The organism is Granulicella sibirica (genome assembly GCF_004115155.1).
Classification (GTDB): domain Bacteria; phylum Acidobacteriota; class Terriglobia; order Terriglobales; family Acidobacteriaceae; genus Edaphobacter; species Edaphobacter sibiricus.
This window is the reverse complement of the sequence record NZ_RDSM01000004.1, coordinates 131496-152950: the sequence shown is the minus strand read 5'-3', so window position 1 is coordinate 152950 and position 21455 is coordinate 131496. Positions and strand designations below refer to the sequence as shown.

The 21455-nt window shown below is 61.7% G+C and carries 13 protein-coding genes; 6 read left to right on the top strand and 7 right to left on the bottom strand.

Going from position 1 to position 21455, the window contains the following annotated elements; all coding sequences use genetic code 11:
• The first annotated feature begins 20 nt into the window (after positions 1-20).
• From GRAN_RS22165 to GRAN_RS26795, 4 genes are all read left to right on the top strand, one after another.
• On the top strand, positions 21-1763 hold the full coding sequence (locus tag GRAN_RS22165; RefSeq protein WP_128915254.1) for a DUF885 family protein: 1743 nt from the start codon (positions 21-23) through the stop codon (positions 1761-1763).
• A 59-nt stretch (positions 1764-1822) separates the two neighbouring features.
• Positions 1823-2947, top strand: coding sequence for an alpha/beta hydrolase (locus tag GRAN_RS22160; RefSeq protein WP_128915253.1), 1125 nt, complete (start codon positions 1823-1825; stop codon positions 2945-2947).
• 166 nt (positions 2948-3113) lie between these two features.
• The gene (locus GRAN_RS22155; RefSeq protein ID WP_241655088.1) at positions 3114-4523 is read left to right on the top strand and encodes a glycoside hydrolase family 30 protein; all 1410 of its coding nucleotides are present in this window, start codon (positions 3114-3116) and stop codon (positions 4521-4523) included.
• Between the two features lie 94 nt (positions 4524-4617).
• Positions 4618-7584 carry a glycosyl hydrolase family 28-related protein gene (locus tag GRAN_RS26795; protein ID WP_128915252.1) on the top strand — a complete coding sequence of 989 codons (2967 nt, stop codon included), beginning with the start codon at positions 4618-4620 and terminating at the stop codon, positions 7582-7584.
• Positions 7585-7753: 169 nt separating this feature from the next.
• Here GRAN_RS26795 and GRAN_RS25940 read toward each other — a convergent pair whose 3' ends face one another.
• The 6 genes from GRAN_RS25940 to GRAN_RS22120 form a co-directional block, all read right to left on the bottom strand.
• Positions 7754-8152: a type II secretion system protein gene (locus GRAN_RS25940; protein WP_206662829.1), complete on the bottom strand. Its 399-nt coding sequence runs from the start codon at positions 8150-8152 to the stop codon at positions 7754-7756.
• A gap of 75 nt (positions 8153-8227) precedes the next feature.
• Entirely contained in the window at positions 8228-8563 is a 336-nt protein-coding gene (locus GRAN_RS22140) for a c-type cytochrome (protein WP_128915251.1), read from the bottom strand.
• Complete coding sequence (locus GRAN_RS22135; RefSeq protein WP_241655087.1) at positions 8560-10848, bottom strand: tetratricopeptide repeat protein; 2289 nt, start codon at positions 10846-10848, stop codon at positions 8560-8562. The genes GRAN_RS22140 and GRAN_RS22135 overlap by 4 nt, the downstream gene beginning before the upstream one ends.
• Before the next feature lie 120 nt (positions 10849-10968).
• Positions 10969-12813 (bottom strand): CRTAC1 family protein, encoded by a 1845-nt coding sequence (locus GRAN_RS22130; protein ID WP_128915250.1) that lies wholly within the window; start codon positions 12811-12813, stop codon positions 10969-10971.
• A 10-nt stretch (positions 12814-12823) separates the two neighbouring features.
• Positions 12824-14494: a tetratricopeptide repeat protein gene (locus GRAN_RS22125; RefSeq protein WP_128915249.1), complete on the bottom strand. Its 1671-nt coding sequence runs from the start codon at positions 14492-14494 to the stop codon at positions 12824-12826.
• Entirely contained in the window at positions 14491-16335 is a 1845-nt protein-coding gene (locus GRAN_RS22120; protein ID WP_241655086.1) for a tetratricopeptide repeat protein, read from the bottom strand. The genes GRAN_RS22125 and GRAN_RS22120 overlap by 4 nt, the downstream gene beginning before the upstream one ends.
• A gap of 198 nt (positions 16336-16533) precedes the next feature.
• On the opposite strand from GRAN_RS22120, the gene GRAN_RS22115 reads away from it, so the two are divergent.
• Positions 16534-18999, top strand: coding sequence for an amylo-alpha-1,6-glucosidase (locus GRAN_RS22115; protein WP_128915248.1), 2466 nt, complete (start codon positions 16534-16536; stop codon positions 18997-18999).
• A 6-nt stretch (positions 19000-19005) separates the two neighbouring features.
• Here GRAN_RS22115 and GRAN_RS22110 read toward each other — a convergent pair whose 3' ends face one another.
• On the bottom strand, positions 19006-20448 hold the full coding sequence (locus tag GRAN_RS22110; RefSeq protein WP_128915247.1) for an alpha-L-fucosidase: 1443 nt from the start codon (positions 20446-20448) through the stop codon (positions 19006-19008).
• Between the two features lie 129 nt (positions 20449-20577).
• On the opposite strand from GRAN_RS22110, the gene GRAN_RS22105 reads away from it, so the two are divergent.
• Positions 20578-21315 (top strand): hypothetical protein, encoded by a 738-nt coding sequence (locus tag GRAN_RS22105; protein ID WP_128915246.1) that lies wholly within the window; start codon positions 20578-20580, stop codon positions 21313-21315.
• The last annotated feature ends 140 nt before the right edge of the window (positions 21316-21455 follow it).

Below are 21455 nucleotides of genomic sequence, written 5' to 3'. Positions count from 1 at the left end.
TACACCCCAAGGAGCAAGACATGAAGGCACCCCTCCGCACCATTCTGGCAGCTGCAGCCCTGGCCCTTGGAATGGGCGCTTCCGGCACGTTGTTAGCCGAAGCCCCCGCGCCCACCGGCTACCCCGCGCTCGTGCAGCTCTTCGACGAGTGGCGAGCCTTCGAAGCCCCCGTTCTCAAAGGCACCACACCGGACTACAGCGCCGCCGCCATGGCCGCCAAGGCCAAGGCCCTCCCCGCCTGGCAGAAGCGTCTCGCCGACCTTGACGTCTCCGCATGGCCCATCGAGCAGCAGAATGACGCGAAGCTGGTCAAAGCCGAGATGAACGGCCTCGACTTCAACCTTCGCGTCCTCCGTCCCTGGGCTCGCGACCCCGCCTTCTACGTCAGCGTCTGGCCCGCCCGCAGCGACTGCCCCCGCCGCGAAGGCCCCATCTCCCAGCCCGAGATAGAGCTCTACAAGTACACCTTCCCGCTCTCTCCCTCTGCCCAGACTGAGCTGGCCGCGAGGCTCAACATCATCCCCGCCCTCCTCACCGAGGCCAGGGACAACATCAAGGACAGCAACGCCCACGACATCTGGTTCTACGGCGAGCAGGAACTCCGCAACCAGTCCCGCACCCTCGCCTCCCTCGAAGCCGGAACCCTCCACGTCACCACCCTTGGCGGAGGCCAGCACGCCACCCTCGAGGGCACGAGCCCCGAGCTGAAGACCGCCGTCGCCAACGCCAAAAAGGCAACCGACGACTTCGTAGCCTGGCTCGACAAGCTGGCCCCTACCAAGACCGGCCCCTCCGGCGTAGGCAAAGAGAACTACACCTGGTACGAGCAGAACGTCCACATGCTTCCCTACACCTGGGAGCAGGAGGTGGCCCTCCTGCACCGCGAACTCGAACGCGCCCAGGCCTCCCTCCGCCTCGAAGAGCACAACAACCGCAATCTCCCGCCGCTCGAACCCGTCCCCGGCGCTGCCGCCTTCGACAAGCTCACCCACGCCCGCCTCGACACCTTCATCGACTTCCTCGTCAAGCAGGAGATTATCCCCGACAAGCCATACATCCGCGGAGCCCTTGAACCCGAACTAGGCCACTTCGTCCCCGAAGTGATCGAGCATCAATCAGGCAACGCGGTCCCGGTAGAAAAGCGCGTCTTCTTCACCCGCGTCACTCACCGCGAGCCCATGCTTCTCCTCTCCCACGACTACCACTGGATCGACCTGGCCCGCATGCGCGACGAGCCGAACCCAAGCCCCATCCGCCGCTCCATCCCCCTCTCGAACATCTGGGACACCCGCGCCGAAGGCTTCGCCACCGCCTTCGAAGAGCTCGTCATGCACGCCGGCCTCTACGACAACGAACCCCGCGCGAAAGAGCTCGTCTGGTGCATGCTCGCCAACCGCGCCGCCCGCGGCCTCGCCTCGCTCTACGTCCAGGCCAACATGATCAACCTCGTCGAGGCCGGCCACATCCAGGGAGAGTGGACCCCGCGCCATTGGGCCGGTGCCGCCGACACCCTTACCGCCTTCGAGCAGCTCCTCTACCTCCGCCAGCCCGGCTACGGCACAAGCTACGTCACCGGCAAGATCCTCTTCGACCGCCTCATGATGGAGTACAGCCACCAGCAGGACGCCCTCAACAAACCCTTCGTCCTCCGCGACTTCATGGATCGCTTCAACAACGAAGGCATGATCCCCGTTCCCCTCATCGAATCCGAACTCATCACCGCCGACTCTCGCGAACCCATCAACGACCCTTCCAGGCCATAACCTGTGCTACTCTCCGTCTCGCAGTGGGATTCTCCCATCCCATGCGAGACGGAGACCCAATGCTGCCGCGCCGCGCAACGCTCACAATCCTCATCACCCTCCTCGCCGCCACGTCGCACGCCCAGTCTCCAGCACCCGCAGCACCACCTGCACGCCCAACCCCACCCACACGCGACCCCGGCACCCCCGGCTACGTCAAAGCCGCCACCCTCCCCGACGACACCAACGCCCCCGCCAAAGCCGACGGCAACTTCATCCTCGGCCCCACCCATACCCCCTCGCCCGACACAACGGCCCTGCCCACCGTCCCCCAGGGCGACGTCCACGAATTCACCATGCAGTCCACCGACAGCAAGCTCTACCCCGGCATCGCCCGCGAACCCAACACCTTCGGCACCGCCGATCCATCCGACCCCGCCAGGCTCATCCTCACCACCAGCCACCCCGCCCCCTACACCCGCAAAGTCGCCGTCTACGTCCCCAAACAGTACGTCCCCGGCACCGTAGCCCCTTTCATCATCGGAGCCGACGGCCCTGACCGCCTCCTCTTCACCGCCCTCGACAACCTCATCGCCCAGCACCGCCTCCCTGTCATGATCGCCATATCCATCGGCAACGGCAGCGGCGACGCCCAGGGCAGCGAACGCGGCCTCGAGTACGACACCATGTCCGGCCGCTACGCCGAGTTCGTCGAAACCGAAGTCCTGCCCCTCGTCGAGTCCCAGTACCACGTCAAGCTCTCCAAAGACCCCGACGCCCGCGCCACCATGGGAGGCAGTTCCGGAGGCTCCTGCGCCCTCATCATGGCCTGGTACCACCCCGAGCTCTACCACCGCGTCCTCACCTACTCCGGCACCTACGTCAACCAGCAGTGGCCGCCCAGCCCCGACACCCCTCACGGCGCATGGGAGTTCCACGAGCACCTCATCCCCTCCACCCCAGACAAACCCATCCGCCTCTGGATGGAGGTCGGCGACCGCGACCTCTTCAACCCCAACATCATGCGAGACAACATGCACGACTGGGTCGTAGCCAACGAAAAGATGGCCCAGATCCTCGCCGCCAAGGGGTATCACTACCAGTTCGTCTTCGCCCGCAACGCCGGTCACACCGACCGCGCCGTCAAGCAGCAAACCCTGGCCGAAGCCCTCGAATACATCTGGCAAGGCTACCCCAAGCCGTAAGCCCTTCTATTCCCGTATTCCCTACTCCCTGCCGCTGGAGACAATCGCTTGTCTCCAGCGAATTTCACGCCTCCAGCCTTGACACCCGTCCTTGCGCGGGCCTTCAATGGTGTGCGCGCGGCAGCGATGCCGAAAGCCCATCCTGCAACACGAGGTCCGTCCCTCCATGATGTTCCGCACTCCCGTGGCGATCGCCAGCCTCCTTTTCGCCTCCGCCACCTTCACCGCGCACGCCGCCTCCAAAGACGTCGCCGTCTGGCTCACCACGCCCGACAAGACCAATCTCCTCACCGAGCAGACGCAGCACCTCTCCTTCTCCAAGGGCCAGAAGGACAGCCCCGCCATCGTCATCGACGACAGGACCCGCTTTCAGACCATGGACGGCTTCGGCTACGCTCTCACCGGCGGCACTGCCCAGCTCATGATGAAGATGAGCCCCGCTGCCCGCGCCACGCTGCTGAAAGAGCTCTTCGGCAACGGCCCCGGCGACGTCGGCACAAGCTATCTTCGTGTCTCAGTCGGAGCCTCCGACATGAACGACCACGTCTTCACCTACGACGACATGCCCGTCGGCCAGACCGACCCCGACCTCAAAAACTTCTCCCTCGGTCCCGACCGCGACGACGTCATCCCCGTCCTCAAAGAGATCCTCGCCATCTCTCCAAAAATCAAGATCCTCGCCTCCCCCTGGACCGCCCCATCCTGGATGAAGGACAACGAAAACCCCAAAGCCGGCAGCCTCAAGAAGGAGTACTACCCTGCCTACGCTGCCTACTGGGTCAAGTACCTCGAGGCGATGAAGGCCGAAGGCATACCCATCGACGCCCTCACCCCGCAGAACGAGCCCGAGAACCCCAAGAACACCCCAAGCATGGTCGTCACCGCCGACCAGGAAGCCGACTTCATCGGCAACGATCTCGGCCCCGCCCTCGCCAAGGCCGGCCTGCCCACCAAGATCATCACCTTCGACCACAACTGCGATCACCCCAACTACCCCATCGACATCCTCAAGAACGCCGCCGCCAACAAGTACACTGACGGCTCCGGCTTCCATCTCTACCTCGGCGACATCACCGCCCTCACCACCGCCCACGACGCCTTCCCGCAGAAGAACATCTACTTCACCGAGCAGATGGTCATCTCCGGCAGGCGTGACACAGGGCTCGCTATCGCCAAGCCCGTAGCCCGCCTCATCATCGGAGCCCCCGAGAACTGGAGCCGCAACGTCCTCCTCTGGAACCTCGCCGCCGACCCCCAGAACGGCCCACACACCGCAAGCGGCGGCTGCCCCATCTGCACCGGAGCCATCACCCTCGACGGCGACTCCATCCTCCGCAACCTCGCCTTCTACACCGCCTCCCACGCCTCGAAATTCGTCCCTCCCGGCTCCATCCGCATAGCCTCTCCCGCCTCCGCCGATGCCCTCCCTCACGTAGCCTTCCTCACCCCCACCAAGCACCACGTCCTCATCGTCAGCAACACCACCGATCAGCCCAGCACCTTCACCATCCGTGCCAAGAACAAGGACGCCAAAGCCACCCTCCCCGCCGGAGCCGTAGCCACCTACGTCTGGTAATGCTGCCGCTGTCGTTGCCTTTCTGGTTGTCATTCCCGAAGGGAATCCGCGTTTCCTCTGCCGTTGCCGCCGCCCATCACCCACGGAGCACCGAATGTCCCGCCTGACCCTCCTGCTACTCGTAGCCTTCTCCGCCCCGATCGCCGCGCAAGCCCAATCCTTCTACCCCACCCGTCTCGAAGACAAAACCGCCGTCTACCTCTCCCCCGGCCACGACACCTTCGGCACCAAGGCCGACGGCATAGCCGACGACACCGCCGCCCTCCAGAAAGCCATCGACACCGTAGCCGACACCACCCACCAGGGCATCCTCTTCATCCCCGAAGGCCACTACCGCATCACCAAAACCCTCTACGTCTGGCCCGGCATCCGCCTCATCGGCTACGGAGCGCAGCGTCCCACCCTCATCCTCCCCGCCAACACCCCCGGCTACCAGACCGGCCCGTCCTACATGGTGATCTTCACCGGAGGCCGCACTGGCGAGCGTCGTCGCGGAGGCCTCCAGCGCCCCGCCAACGCCCCAGCCGTCGCTCCCGCACCCTTCGCCGGAACCGTCCCTCCCACCATCAACGTCGTCGACGCCAACCCCGGCACCTTCTACTCCGCCATGAGCAACATCGACTTCGAGATCGGCGACGCCAACCCCGGAGCCGTCGGCATCCGCTTCCACGTCGCCCAGCACTGCTTCCTCACCCACATGAACTTCCACATCGGCTCCGGCATGGCCGCTCTGCAGGACATCGGGAACGAAGCCGAAGACCTCCACTTCGACGGCGGCCAGTTCGCCATCATGACTGGCCGACCCTCCCCCGGCTGGCAGTTCACCCTCCTTGACTCCACCTTCGACGGCCAGCGCGAAGCCGCCATCAAGGAGCATGAAGCCGGCCTCGTTCTCATCCACGACACCTTCAAAAACGTCCCCACCGCCGTCGACATCGAGCCCAAACACATCGAAGAGCTCTGGATCAAAAACTCCCGCTTCGAAAACATCTCCGGTCCCGCCATCCTCATCAGTGAAGAGAACTCCCGCCTCACCGAGATCAACGTCGAAGACGCCCTCTGCGACCGTGTCAAGACCTTCGCCCAGCTTCGCGACAGCGGCAAGACCTTCTCCGGCGCCGGCCCCACGTACCGCGTAGCCACGTTCTCGCACGGCCTGACCTTCGACTCTCCGAAAGCCAGGGGCGTCATCGTCACCCGCATCGACGCCAAAGCCATCCCCTCGCTCCCACCAGCCAGCGCCCCCGCCATACAAGCCCTGCCCACCCAGACCAACTGGGCCAACGCCCTCGAGCTTGGAGCCAAAGGCGACGGCAGCACCGACGACACCGCCGCCCTCCAGCACATCGTCGACACCAACCGCATCATCTATCTCCCCAGCGGCCGCTACCGCCTCACCAACACCCTCCGCCTCCGCCCCGACACCGTCCTCATCGGTCTCCACCCCAGCACCACCCAGTTCGACCTCTCCGACAGCACCCCCGGCTTCGACGGCCCCGGCGCTCCCAAAGCCATGCTCCTCGCGCCGCAAGGCGGCACAAACATCGTCACCGGCATCGGCCTGTTCTCCGGCGGCGTCAACAGCCGCTCCGTAGCCGTCATGTGGATGGCCGGCAAAGACTCCCTCATGGACGACGTCCGCTTCCTCGGTGGCCACGGCACCAACAACGCCGACGGCACCCGCATGAACCCCTACAACAACACTCACAGCGGCGACCCCAACCCCCTCTACCGTTGGGACGTCCAGTACCCAAGCCTCTGGGTCCTCAACGGCGGCGGTGGCACCTTCTCTGACATCTGGACCCCCGACACCTTCTCCCAGGCCGGCCTCTACATCTCCGACACCAAAACCGAGGGCCACGTCTACGAGCTATCCAGCGAGCATCATGTCCGCAACGAGGTCAAGCTCAAGCGCGTCTCCAACTGGGAGATCGTAGCTCTCCAAACCGAAGAAGAACGCGGCGAAGGCCCCCAGTGCCTCCCGCTCGCTATCGAAGACTCCGACAACATCACCGTCGCCGAGTTCCACGCCTACCGCGTCGTCTCGAGCTTCGTCCCCTACGACAAGACCATCCACGTCTCCAACTCGCACAACATCCGCTTCCGCAACCTCCACATCTACAGCGACAGCAAAGCCGCCTTCGATTCCTCCGTCAAGGACGATGACAGCGGGATCACCAACCGCGAGCTCGAAATAGCCTCCCTCACCATCCCGGAAAAATCCCCTGCAGCCGTCGCCACCAGGCACATCCAGGCCACCCGACTCACCGGAAGCTTCTTCAACCCGTCCAGCGCCACCGTCGACTCCCACGGCCAGCTCTACTTCGTCGACACGGTCAAGCAGCACATCTTCCGCTACTTGCCGGCCGACAAGCGCCTCGAAGTCGTCCGCGACAACGCCATCGAACCCGGCAACATCTTCTTCGACCACTCCGATAACCTCATGGTCATCTCCTACGCCGGAGCCACCGGAACCGTCTATACCTTCAAACCGGACAGCCCCGCCACCGACCTCCAGATCCTCGAGCCCCAACCCGCCGCGCCCCACCCAGGCATGACCGCCGTCCTCCCCGCCGACCACTGGCGCTTCACCGCCGAGCGCGCCACCGGCATCGGAGGCCCTCAGCCCTGGCAGTACGTGTCCCCCGACGGCTCAACCTTCCTGCCCGCCGGTGAAGACTTCGTCTCCGGAGCCCTCTACTACGGCATCAAGATGGCCGACATCCTCCGCGCCTTCACCCTGAGCCCCGCCACCCCCGGCAAGACCTTCTACGTTAGCGATGAGGGTGAAAAGATGACCTGGTCCGGCCAGGTCGCCCCCGACGGCTCCCTCACCCACGTCAAGCCCTTCACCAACCAGGGCGGCGAAAGCATAGCCGTAGCCCCCGACGGCAAGGTCTACCTGGCCGCCGGACAGATCTACATCTATAACCCCAACGGCACCCCCGCCGGAGAAATCGACGTCCCCGAGCGCCCCATCAGCATCGTCTTCGGAGGCAAGGACCACAAAACCCTCTACATCCTCGCCCGAACCTCCCTCTACTCCGCATCAATTCCCTAGCCTCCTTAGTTGTCATTTCCGAAGGGAATCTGCGTTCGTCTTTCTCACTGTCCGCCGTCATCCGAACAAACCCCGACGGCGGGGGCCCCACCTTCGGCGCGGCACCATCGCGCCTAAGGTCGGATCCACCGAGCCCACAGCAAGTACTCTGGCAACAACTCGGACGAATTCAGCAGGCAATCTTAAGCGTCTCGTCGATCGTGCATGCCTGGTTGCCGGTGCGGCCCGGCTCGAGCGGCGCCGACCGCACTACGAACGCCTGGGTGGAGGCAGAGACGACATTGAAGCGATGCCCATCGGCCACGCCTGAAGCGAGACCGGCAGGCAGGCTTGTCAACGCGGTAAGGGTGCCGCTGTAAGCCTGTGCCTTCTCACGGTAAGCAATCTGCGCCTTGCCAATAGCGGTGAGGTCGTCGGAGGCTGCGCGATCCGCGGCCGCCGAGCGAGCGCGGTTCACGGAGGGAAGAAGCAAAGCGATGAGCACTGCAATGATCGCAATGACGACCAGAAGCTCGATAAGAGTAAAGCCGAGGCTGGATGGTGGCCTTCCGCCTGTTGTCCTATGCATCGTTCCCTCCTGAACAGGGGTTCTACTATGACAGGACGGAAAGACTAACAGGTCGGATTGCTCGGATGCACTCCGCTACTTCTTGCTCCTGGCCTTTTCGAGATACCTGACGAGCGCATTGATCTCGTCATCGGAGAGCGCATCCTGGAAAGGTGGCATGGCGCCCTTGCCCTGCTGAATCTGAATTTTGATGGCCTCAGGCTTGAGGCGGCGTCCCACACCAGATAGATCCGGCCCCTTGGTGCCCCCTTCGCCGTTCATCATGTGGCAATGAGTGCAGCCGCTGGACTGAAAGAGCTCGGCTCCGGTATGGACGACTGGCTTTTCTTCTTGAGGGGCCTGCGCCAGTAGCACAGGGCACACCAAGGCAAAAGTAAGAGCGGATGATCGACAACGGCCGAACCAGGTCATTGGGCTGCGCCCGTTGCGGACTGCGAGAACGTCTGGGGCATCGCCCCAGGCGTAGCCACGGTATCTCCGCTCGTATGGACATGCCAGGGCACGCTCTCTTCGGCGATCTCGTTGTGGTTCCGCAGGAACGTCAGCGCGTAAGTCGCCGCGGTGGGATCGTCCTTCTGGTCCTTGAAGGCAGCGGCTTCCGTAGCGGCTTGCTCCTTCATCCCGAGACGGCGATAAAGAATGGCCAGGTTGTAGTGAGCTGCAAGATCGTCGGGATCGATGCCCTGGACCGCTTCATACTCAAGCCGCGCCTCGGGATACTTATGCTGCTGATAGAAGCTGAAGCCCAACTCACGGTGAGCGTCGCGCGAGAGCGGATACTGCTTCACCACCGCCTGGAGGTCGAGAATCGCCGCATCGAGATCACCCTGGTTCCGCTCCACGAGCGCAAGATAGTACAGCGCCCGCGCATTCTGCGGAGCGAGCTTGAGAGCCTTGCCAATAGCCTCACGAGCCGCGTCGTAGCGCTCCCACTGGAAGTTCGCCAGGGCGATGTTCGTGAACGCATCCGCATAGTCGGGACGCATCCTCGCGACACGCTCAAAAGCCGCAGCGGAGTCCGCATACTGCTGGGCATCAAGCAGCCCGATGCCGTAGTTGTTCCACCGCATCCACTCCTTGTTGTCGTTCGGATCAGGCGCGGCGGCAGCAGCGTTCGAGCCAATCTCAAACGTGCGCGTCCGGCTGCTCATCACAACCACAGGCTCGGGATAGTGCTTCTTGTTCATAGCCCAGTCGAGGAACGTCTGGTCGAAGCGCCGATAGTTCACCTGCGCGGTAACCGTCAGCGGCCCTTTGACATCCGCCGGAACCTTGAACTGGTAGCGCACTATTTGCGAGCGCCCGGACTGGATCGTGTTGTTATAAGCCACAACCCGGTTCGCCCAGACCTCATGATGCTCATTGAGGGTCGAGTTGGCATTGATCAGCCGATTGGTAAAGCTGTGAGCCCTCTCATCCAACTGCCCATCCGGCTTCAGAAAGCCACTATGCTCAATGACCCTGCCCGAAGCATCCGAGACCTGGAACTCAACCCAGCTCTCGTACATATCCCGCTGCTCCGGAACATGACTATGAGCCGCACCTTTGTTCTGAATCACAATCGAAGTCGTAAGCAGATCCCCCGGAGCGATGCTGAACGGCACCGAACCAAGCGGAGCGATCAAACCCTTCTGCCCATCCTTCTCCAGCGAGAACAGATCGACATTGAAGACCCCTGCCTTGAGAAATGCCTGCGTCTTCGCTAACTGATCCGGATAGTTGTAGTAAGTCGGGATAAGCGTATTCGCCCCAAGCCAACGATGCGAAACCAGCGTCCCATTCTTCGCCCCGGCATCCCGTGACTCAGGCCCGGCAGCAGCCAGCTTCTCCCGGCTCATATGACACGTCTGGCAAGTCGAGACTGTGTCCTTCGTATAAAACGGTAGCGGCGACCGCTTGGCAAACGAGCTAAGTTGCCACTCGTCCGAAAGGAAAATAGCCCTCTGCCACTTGTAGTCATTCAGCGTCGTCGGCAGCGCCGCCTTATGGCACGACGAGCAGAATTCAGGCGTCTTGTAGAAGTCCTGCATCACCGCCTTCGAGTGCCGGTCGAGATGCGACAGAATCTCGATATCCGGAACCTTCCCGATGATCGGCAGCCCCGCCTCGTCCACCAGCACCGCCGGCTGCGCCAGCACGTAGCTTCCAATCCCTCGCTGGCTCTTCGTCGTCGGAGCCTGACGCATCGAGTGGCACACCATGCACGTGATGCCGTCCTCATCCGTCTTCCGATTCTGGCTAACCCCCTTGGTCATCGACCCCGACAGGAGCGCGATCGGGTTGTGGCACCCCTCGCAGTGCCGCGCATATTCGACACCCTTCGTGTCCATCAGCAGCGTCACGTTCTTGCGATACCACGGAGCCCGAAAGCTGTTCGCGTGGGCCGACTGCCGCCACTGCGTATGCGCCGCCTGGTGGCAATGCTGACAATAAGCCGCATTCGGCACCGTCGACGGGTCAAGAAACTGCCCCGTATCCGTGTTCGCATTCGAAGGCAGAAACGGGCTCTTATCGTCGAAGTGGGCAAAGTACTTCTCGGCAACCTTATCCGAGTAGATCTTCCGCGCCGCCGCCTGGTTCTCTTCAGCGTGCGCCACGGCATGCGGAGCGGATAGCTTCGAGACCGCGATCCCCGCGCAAGCCAGAAGAAGGGCGGCAGGAATGGCGATTCTGAGCTTGGAGAGCGGGGAAGACACTGCGAAATACCTCAGACAAATAGGCCCGTGACGGAATTCTCGATCAGAGGGAACTCTATAGCCTCCACGGCAGCATTGTCACTCCACCAAAAGGTGGAGACCTTCATCAAACAGCAACGCCTACCGCGCAGCCTTGACCAGCGTGCCCTTCCCTTCCGTCACCGCCGAAATCTTGTCGATCGCCGGAACAGCAATCGTCTCCACCAGCCCGCTAGGCCAGTGAATTTCGACCTTGCCGATCGCCGTCCCCTGCCCCAGCCCAAAATGCACCCTAGGATCAGGCGACGAGGCAAAGCTCCCTCCGCTGATCACATCCGCCCGCTGCGTCACCCCGTTCGCCGTCAGATAAACCGTAGCCCCCACAGCATCCCGCGGACTCTTCGGCCCACCCACAAGCTTCATCTCGATCCAGTGGTTTCCGCTCTTCGCCACGTTCCGCAGCAACGTAGGAGCCCCATCCATGTTGTTGATGACCGCATCGATCTGCCCATCGTTGAACAGATCCCCGTAAGCCATGCCGCGAGAAGCCGCAAGCGTAGCCAACCCGCTCCCCTCCACCGCCGGCACGAGCTTCAGCTTGCCTGCATCCGAGTGAAATAGCAGCGGTCTCTGGTGCCAGCTCGTCCCCCACTGCTGCTGATCCACCTGCGGATACACATGCCCATTCACCTCCAGCAGATCGAGCCACCCATCATTGTCGTAATCAAAGAAAGCATCGCCCCACCCAAGAAACGGTACGGTAGGCTCCGCAATCCCCATCTCGTAGCTGATGTCGGTAAAGTTGCCATCACCGTCATTGCGGTACAGCGGCTTGTAGTCGTCCGAAAAAGTAGTGTTATACAAATCGATTCGTCCGTTGTGCGTGAGGTCCCCGGCGGCAATCCCCATCGAAGCCGTCTCCCGCCCACTCTCATTCAGCGCGTATCCAGAGGCAAAGCTGGCATCTTCAAACGTCCCATCGCCTTTATTCAAATACAAGTAATTTGGCGTAGAGTCATCCGCAACGAGCAGGTCCACCTTGCCGTCATTATTGACATCGACAAACAGCGAAGCCAGCCCATAGAAGGGAGATTTCTGGTCCGACACACCGGCCTTCACGCTGACGTCGGTAAACGTGCCATCGCCATTGTTATGGAACAGATGGTCAGGCTCGCCCTTCAGCCCATGCGGCCCGCACATCGTCTTCATGCCGCGAAACTGGCAGAACGAGTAGGAAACGTTGGCATTGGAACCCTGCTCGGGAGGATGCTCGAAGTCATAGTGGACATACCCCGGCACGAAGAGATCGAGCTTACCATCGCCGTCGTAGTCACCCCAGGTAGCCCCCGTCGACCAGTTCCCAAGCTGCACCCCCGCCTTCTCCGAGACGTCGGTGAACGTGCCGTTATGGTTGTTGTGATACAGCCTGTTCTTCCCGAAGTTCGTCACATACAGGTCGGGGTACCCATCATTGTCATAGTCCGCCGCGACTGCGCCAATGCCCCACCGGTCGTTCTGCACGCCTGCCTTCGCGGTCACATCCGTGAACGTGCCATCGTGGTTGTTATGAAACAAAGCCGCATGCGGAGCGGGAGCCTTCCCGGCCTGCGCCTCATACGTGCTTCCGTTCACGAGATAGATATCCAGCCAGCCATCATTGTCGTAGTCCAGCAGCGCGACGCCGGACCCAAGCGTCTCGATGATGAAATTCTTCTCCGGCGTGCCGACCTGGTGCCGCCACTTCGCCAGCCCCGCCTGCTCGGCCACGTTATCGAAGACATGCGGCCCACTCGAAACGAATCCGCCAGCAGTAATAGGCCGGTGCTGCGCATCGAGCACAGCAGCATGCGCGCCGCCCGTATTCACGCCGCCCGACTTGACGTTTTGGCCCCCCTCCGAGGGCTTCTGGGCCTGCTGGTCAATGGTGGATTGCCCGGGAGCAAGTGCGGTGAAAGCGATCAAAAGCGCGGCAGTGCGGAGAACCATGGGAGCCAGTCTACTCTGTACTCCCGTTCCCAGTCAGCGGGCAATGCTGCCCCGCGTACGCACCGGTGCTAAGAAAGATATGAACCTGCACATCGCCCGGATTGAACTCAACCATTCGATGGAGGACGGCGAGCGCCTCTTGCTTCCGGCCAAGACGGCATTCGATAAACGCAAGGTTAAGGCCAGCGGGCGTCTGGCTCGGGTCGGCTGAGACAAGCTTCTTGAGCAGGACAACCGCCTCCTCGACGCGGTTCGAAGAAGCGTCGATCACGGCGAGGTTGGCGAGGGACGTTGGATCGTAAGGATCCTGTTGAAGAGCAGCTTCATAGTTCGCCCGAGCCTGCACAGGATGCTGCGATATCTGCTGCAGGAACGCAAGCTGAAGATCGACCTGTGCATCGTTCGCACCGGATTGCTGGGCCTTCGTCAAAAGCGCGAGAGCTCGCTCTCCAGCAGCGCGATTGCCACGCCGGGCCAGTTGTGCATAGGCAAGGCCATACTCCCGGTCCGTCGGTTTGGCCGGACCCACAGGAACAAGATCATCAGACTTCAGCAGACTGGGTGCGCTTGGCCGTGCCTGGATGTTGTGATCGGTACTCTGTTCGTGGGAGATATCGGATGTGTTCCGCGTAGGCATGTGACAGGTCGCGCAGTCCTGCTGCTCCGGGTGATGATCCGCAGCCTGCGCAGCGTGGCAGTTCAGGCATTTCGAGCGGAAGAACGACACCCGTTCCGCGGCAGCCGGCGAGCTATGTGGGTCATGGCAGGTAGTGCATGTCAGCGCATCACCGACGGCCCGCTTGCAGGCGCTGCGCAGAAGCGCCTCGTATTGGCTTGAGGCACGTCCCCCACCCGCCTGCTGGCTGGCACGAACGAAATAAAGCGCCGTAGCCGAAAGCTCCTCACCGGGCTGAAACTGCGCGAGCGATTTACCCGGGCGATACACCACCGCATCTCCTTCGAGATGACACTGTAGGCACGTGCTGTCACGCTTCGCCGGTGACAGTTTGGCAGGATTCAGAATAGGTCCGTGGCCATGCTGGGCAAGATGCTGGCTCGGATCGCCGTGGCACGCAGAGCAGCCCACACCGCCCTGCACGAAGGGTGCGTCCGCATACCGATTGCGTGCGGTAGGCAGAGGTTGCTGTACCTGCGTGGCGTGGCAGTGAAGGCAGTTCGCATCCGTTGGCGGAGGTGCGGGAATCGTTGTGGCCTTGTCATACGCGGGAGCCATGTCCCAGGTGCTCCGGCGCGTGTAGAAGTTGATCGGTAGCTCGAACCACTGTCCCTCGAGCTGGTAAAGGTACGTGCGCCCGTGACGGCCCGAGCCGATGAAGTAGAGAAGCCGGCGTTCACCCTGAGCGCCCGTCGAAGATTCGCTGTACGACATCCACGCGTCGCTATCGCGGAGGAACACCCGGTAGTCGCTTCCGGATGCCTTGTGATGAAGTTCACCCGGCAGAAGACCCTCCGTGGCAAGGCCGCTTCCTCGCGCCATCGAGGTCTTCTCGTAATGCTCATAGATGGCCTCGTGGCACTGGGCGCAAGCCTTGTCGGGATCGGCGAGTGGATGGGTCTTCGCAGGCGATTCCGCGGCTTGCCGCGAGGCGGGAATGAACAGCGCGCAGAGCAGCGAGGCAAGGATCAAAGCCGGAATGCGCGTGCGGGTCGGCGGCTTCATGGCTGCGCGGCGGCAGGCGCGATTGCGTCAGGCTGGGGCGAGGCAGACGCGAGCGACGCGGCCTTTTTGCGTTCGAGCGCTGCCTCGGCGGGCCTGCCTTGGCGCGTCAGAACTTCGGCGAGCACGCGGTGGGGCTCGGGATCCTTCGGATCCGCTTCAGCCGCCGTCGTAAGTTGCGCAGCAGCTTCCGGCAGCTTGCCCTGTTCGAGTAGAGTGCGTCCGCTCTTGAGCGCAAAAGTCGCACGCTGATGCGAGACGGCGGCACGGCTGAGGTCGGCGGCAATCTTGCGTTCGGCTGCCGCGTCGGCAGTCTTCCCGGCCTGCGAGAAGAGCGCAGCAAGCTGGATGTGGAGGCTCGGCTGTTCAGGCTCAAGAGCGATGGCCTTGCGCAGACTCTCGGCAGCCCCCGTTGCGTCGCCCGAATCCTTCTGAACTCCGCCCAGCAGCGCCCACGCCTCGCCGTTATCCGGCTGAAGCTGCGTGGCGCGCTGTAGCTGGGTCTTGGCGTCGGCGTATCGCCCTTGCTGCATATAGATCACGCCGAGAGTATAGGGCGGATCGGGCAGCGTTGGATCGAGCTGCGCGGCCCGCTCGAACTCCGGGATGGCGGCGGCGAGGTCGTCCTTGAGCTTGAGCGCGAGGCCAAGGTCGTAGTGCAGGTGCGCGCTGTTTGGCTCGAGTGTCAATCCGGCGCGGAACTGCTCGATCGCATGGGTCAGGTCCGCCTGCTGGAGGAACGCGACCCCGTAGTCCTCGCGAAAGACCGGGCTATCTGGCCCGAGGGCGAGCGCACGTGCATACAGAGGCAACGCTCCGGCAGCATCGCCGGTCTGGACGCGCGCGAGCGCGTAGTTCGTGAGCGCGGGGCCAAGGCTGGCCATTGGCAGACGGCTTTGCGGGGCAGTAACAGCGGCGAACAGAGCAACGGCAGCGCGGCTGTCCCCGCTGGCCTGGAGCGCGAGGGCAAGGTCGTAAAGAGAGGCGGTAGACGCGCCGGCCTCTGCGCGGAGGTCGACGGCATGGTGCAGGACCGGAAGCGCGTCCACGTCGCGATGCACAGCCGAGAGCGCGCGGCCAAGCTGGAGGTTGGCGTCGAAACTCGAAGGATCGGCCGCCACCGCGGACTCGAGCGGCCCAACGGCATCCGCAGGTCGGTTCTGCGCGATCAGGAGAGCGCCGAGATGAACCTGGGCCTGATTAAGGGAAGGATCGAGCGCGACAGCACGCTCGAAGTGCGGGATCGCCTCATCCATGCTCCCGGTCTGCGCAAGCAGCGACCCGAGCGCGTCGTGCAGGAGCGCGGAGTTCGGAGTACGTGTGAGTGCCTGGGCAAGCTGGATCTTCGCCCCATTCAGGTTTCCCGAAGCGGAAAGAGCGATCGCGTAGGTAAGCGTTTCTTCATCCGTCAAAACAGGAGGCGGGTCCGCCGCCAGCGCCTGATGGAAGAGAGCGGCTGCGTCGTCGTAGTGGCGCAGGGAGACGTCGGTTCGAGCCAGATTGAGGGTGACGGCCGGATCCTTCGGGTCAAGCGTATGAGCCTTGCGAAGCTCGCGCTCCGCGTTACCGAAGTCTCCCTGCGCGAGCAGAATCGATCCGAGCGCCGCGTGCGGCGCGGGGATCGTCGGGGCCAGCACGGTCGCGTGCGTAAAGTAGCGCTTGGCTGCGGCAAGGTCGTTGCGGTTGGCGGCGTCGATGCCATTGCGCATGGCGGTCGTGGCGGCGTCGAGATCGACGGTCGGTTTGCCCGCCTGGCCGCTCAGGGGCAGGGTAAAGAGAAGCGCGGCAAACGAGAGAAGGTGGCGGCGTGGCATCGGTGGTTGTTGGACGCGATTATGAGGCATCGGGGACACGTTCCTCAAAGCCGCTCCGCTTGACAAACTCCGGCCCCAAAACACCCCCAAAGCGCTATTCCACCACCTGACCACGAAAAACACGCATCGAAAACGCATCCACCCAATAAAGACGCACCCTTCACCATGTTTAGAACGTGACCGCTAACCACGTTTACCGTACATTGGACCACATCCTGCACCACAAAAATGCACCGGAATGACAGCCAGGCGAACCATCTGTATCGTTTCGTGGACATGGGCAAGAAATTATTTTTGATCCTCCTCCTCACCCTTCCCGCCGTCTCGCAGAACCTCATCCACCGTCCCGCGCGCGCAAATCACCCGTTTACGGTCGTCGGCGAGACCGGAGCCATTCTCGGCTCCCAGGACGGAACCTTCGAAATCTGGCAAAATCCCGTAAAAATCCTGAGTAACTTCCACGTTACCGCCCACCTCCAGAACTACGACACCCCCCTCGACCTCAACAAATTCGCCGCGACAATCGACGTATACCCTTCAGAAACAATCATTTGCCTCTCCCACGCCGCGATCACCGTGCGCGAACATATCCTCATCGACCGCACCAGCAAGCTCAAACACTCCCCCGCCATCGTCTACTTCGAGATCCACTCCATCCGCCCCGCCGACCTCGTCTTCTCCTTCGTCCCCGTCATGCAGCGCCAGTGGCCCGCCCCCAGCTTCGGCACCCCCGGCCCCGACTGGCGCAAGACCGGCTACATCCTAAACACCGATAATCCAGCGTTTTACGGCATAGTAGCCATGCCCGGCTCCACTCCCGGCCCAAGCGCCCCCTACCAGGAACGCGTCAAGACCCAGCCCACCGAACTCCACCTCCACATCGACCCAAAAACCGACGACAAGCGTCTCTACCCCCTCTTCACCGCTGTCGGCGATGCCTCCATAAAACCCGACGACCTCCTGGCCGCCACCCTCGCCCAGGAAGAGCACCTTCCCGAGGTCAAGCAGGCCAACGTGCAGTATTACAAGGACTTCCTCGCCCGCACCCTCTCCGTGACCACACCCGATTCAGCCTTCAACGACAGCTTCCGGTGGGCCGAAATCTCCATGGACCAGAGCCGCATCCAAGGGCCCGAAGGTATGGGTCTTGCCGCCGGATGGTCCACTTCCGACGACTCCGCGCGCCCAGGCTACGGCTGGTTCTTTGGCCGCGACACCCTATGGAGCCTCTACGCCGTCAACAGCTACGGCGACTTCACCCTGACAAAAAAGGCGATCGACTTCCTCCTCCTCCATCAGCGCGCCGACGGGAAAATGATGCACGAGTACTCCCAGTCCGCCCTCACCGTCGACTGGAAAAGCCTCCCCTACCTGTATGCCTCGGCCGACGCAACCCCTTTACTCATCATGCAGATGCAGGACTACGTAAATGCCAGCGGAGACGTTGCCTACCTCAAATCTCACTGGGACAACGTCCAACGAGCATGGCAGTTCATCCGCTCTCACAGCGACAACGGCCTGTACGCCAATACCGAAGGCACGGGCTGGGTCGAGGAGTGGCCGAGTCCGATGCCACACCAGGAGGTGTATCTTGCCGCTCTGGACGTGCAGGCCGGCCATGCGATGTCGGAACTCGCCACTCTCATGCAAAACGAGCAACTTGCCACAGAGGCAAAGACAGCCGCTACAACTGGCGAGCAGAAGCTGGCGGCCTATCGACAGGCGGATGGCTTCTACGCCTTCAGCCGGAATGCCGACAGCACCTTCGATAGGACGAAGTCCATCTTCCCGTCCGTAGCGTGGTGGTCGAACCCCAAGGGGCTGGCTGGGTCTGATTCCATGTTTGATTCCTGGGCGTCGAGCGCGTTCTCGGTCGATTGGGGAATCCGTTCCGTCCCTTCTGATTCAGCAATTTACGATCCGATCAGCTATCACCATGGATCCATGTGGCCGCTTTACACTGGCTGGGTTGCCCTCGCCGAATTTCGCGCCGGGCGCAGCCTCCAGGCCATCGAACGAACCCGCCAGACGCTTGCACTCTATGACTTACAGGATCTTGGGGCTACCACCGAAGTTCTCTCAGGGGAGTTCCTTCAACCGCTTTCCCGGTCTAGTACCCACCAACTCTGGTCCTCCGCGATGGCGATCGCCCCTGTTGTTCGCGGGCTCCTCGGTCTACAACCTGACGCCCTCCGGCACGCGCTCCAAGTCGAACCGCACCTGCCGGCGGAATGGAACAAGCTCTCCGCCGAACACGTTCAGGTCGGCCCGGATGCTTTCGACCTCACGATGACCCGCGACCACGAAGTTCTTCAGATTGAGGCGGCCTCCAAGACTCCGACGGTCCTCTGCCTCTCCCAGGCGCAGCCTGCCAACGAGTGCAAAGCCCCCGCCGCCTTGGTTCACCGTCTATCGATCCCTTTGCCACCGATTGAAGTCAGCTTCCCCACAAAGCTCCCTTTCGAAGGGGATCGGTCCACTGCGCTCCACGTGCTCCATCAGGCTGAAGGCCCGAATGACCTTAGCCTCTCTCTCGAAGCTCCTGCAGGTTCTACCCAAACGCTTCTCGTTCTCAAGAACCGCGCCTCCGCGAAGCTCAGAGTAGAAGGCGGAGAACTGAACGGAGACACTCTCACCGTCCGCTTCCCCGCTGGTTCCGGATATTCATTGCAAGAGACTGAGCTTCGGTGGTAAGGCCTATTACTTCACCGTTTCAAGAACAAGAACGGTTGCAATGGGGTCAGCAGCATTCGCCGGGAGCTGAATATCGACCATATCGCCATCCTGCTTCACCGCGAGCAGCTTCTTTTCGGCATCGGCCAGAAGATAAGCGCGCTTAACCGTACGGGGCATCTTCTCGAGATGGAACGGGCCATTCGGCCATTTGAAGATCTCTACATAGACCTTGTCTACCTTCGTCGTCGAACGCCAATCCCATGACGCGATGAACTTCGGCTTGCCCTTCGAGTCCTTCTCCGTCGCGCTGAACTTGCCGGCCTCGGAGCCGAAGAGAGTCGGTGAAGTTCCATAGACCGCTTCTCCGTTCAACGAGAGCCACTGTCCTACCGCCTTCAGACGTTCCGCTTCGGGTGGAGGGACAATGCCGTTCGAATCGGGACCGATGTTGAGGAGGTAATTACCTCCTTTGCTCGCGATATCGATGAGATTACGGAGGAGGGTTTCAGTCGACTTGAAGTTCGTATCGTAGGACTTGTAACCCCATGTGTCGTTCATCGTCATGCAGGATTCCCAGTCGAGTCCGGGATAGCCCTGCGGAGGGATGTACTGTTCCGGAGTTTCTGTATCGCCTTTGTAGGTGCCCCCAAGGCGATTGTTCCAGATAAGATTTGGATGCTGATTCAGAAGGGCGACAATCTCTCCCGCTCGCTCGGGCGTCATGTTCGCGGTCGGCGTGTCGAACCAGATGACGACCGGAAAGTCACCGTAGTTGGTGAGGAGCTCCTTTAGCTGTGGAATAGCTTTCGTGTGGAGATATGTGTCGAAGTCGCCATCCTGCGCTTTGTCCCAATGATGCGTAGGGGAATCGTGGTTCCCGGTCTTGTACGCACTACCACCGGAAGCGGTCCAGTCCTGATCCTGTGAGTAGTAGAAGCCGAGCTTCATGCCCTGCTTCCGGCATTCTTCTGCGAGTTCCCTCAGAGGATCGCGCTTGAAGGGAGTGGCTGCGACGATGTTGAAGGAGTTCGCCTTCGAATCGAACATGGCGAAACCGTCGTGGTGTTTTGCGGTGATCACGATGTACTTCATGCCAGCGGATTTCGCGAGCGCCACAATATCGTGTGCGTTGAATCCGACCGGGTTGAACTTTGGCGCGAGCGCCTTGTAGTCGGCAACGGGAATCGAGGCGTTGTTCATGATCCACTCGCCGATGCTCGGAATCTGCTTACCGTCCCACGTGCCGGCAGGAATGGAATATAGGCCCCAGTGGATGAACATCCCGAAGCGCGCGTCGCGCCACCATGCCATACGCGCGTCGCGCTGTGCCGGCGTCTCGGTATCTTGGATCGCGGCGACTGGATGGTGCACGGGCTTGGTATCAAGACGGTCGCCCTCAAGCTGGGCATGAGCGACGATCGTTGCGGCAAAGAGAGCGACAGAGGCGACGCGTTGGGCGAGGTTCAAGAGAGCTCCTGAAGAAGTGGTGTCCGCGTAACGGATTGTATGGGAAACGGCCGAATCGTGGTAAGGCGCTCGCCGCCGAGGGCGTCTCACACTGAAGTAGGCGCTCTTTCTCAATGGTACTCTGGCTTCATGCAGAAGCTCTCGATTGCGCTCTGTTGCCTGTTAGCGGCCCAGGAAGGTCTCGCAACTCCTCTGGTCGTTGCGCGTTTTGATAAGGGTCTTATCGTCGGAACCAATGAAGTTCTGGCGGACGGCTCCAAGGCTTGCAAGTTACACGCTGCGAAGCGCGCCGTGGTGCTCATGAGTGCTCCTCCTGCCAACGGCCAGGCGCCGGGTGGTGACGGAACAACGGTTCAACAACGTATGGATCGAGCGCTAAATGGTCAGGCACTCTCGACCTCAAAGCTTACGGAATTGGTACGGAGCACCGCGGAAGCTGCCTCACGGGAGATGCCTGGGGCTGGGGGAACTTCGCATCCGTCGTCGGACGCTTTCGTCTTTCGCTTTGTTCTGGTGAATGTGGAAGAGGCTGGACCATCGGTCTCGGCGTTCAACCTGCGACTGAAGAGCGGCGAGCTGGCAACCTTAGAGCTCGAGCCGATCGAGAAGACAGTGCAAGTTAACGAGCTTCAGGACTACTCGCAACAGAACGTTCGCATGAAACACATTGCTCCGAGTGAGGAAGCGGCGATTGAGGCAGTGCGCCAGCAGTTGGCATCCGATACTAGAATCCAGAGTGCGACGCCAACGCAGGCTTACCAGCCACCCTTCACCATTCTTGAAATACGCCACGATGGAACACTGACCTTGATCACGCCGCCTGGACAATGTAGCCAGGAGAAGATCAACATGGCTGCGGGGCAATGATCTCTGCTACCTCTGTGTCGGCTAAGCCTTGAGAATCAGTTCATGAGATGAGCTCTTCCAGCAAAAAACGAGTTGGGCAGAGGCGTAGAAAGAGAGTGGCGGGCACAACCCAATACTGCCTCCTGTGCGTAGGCATAGGC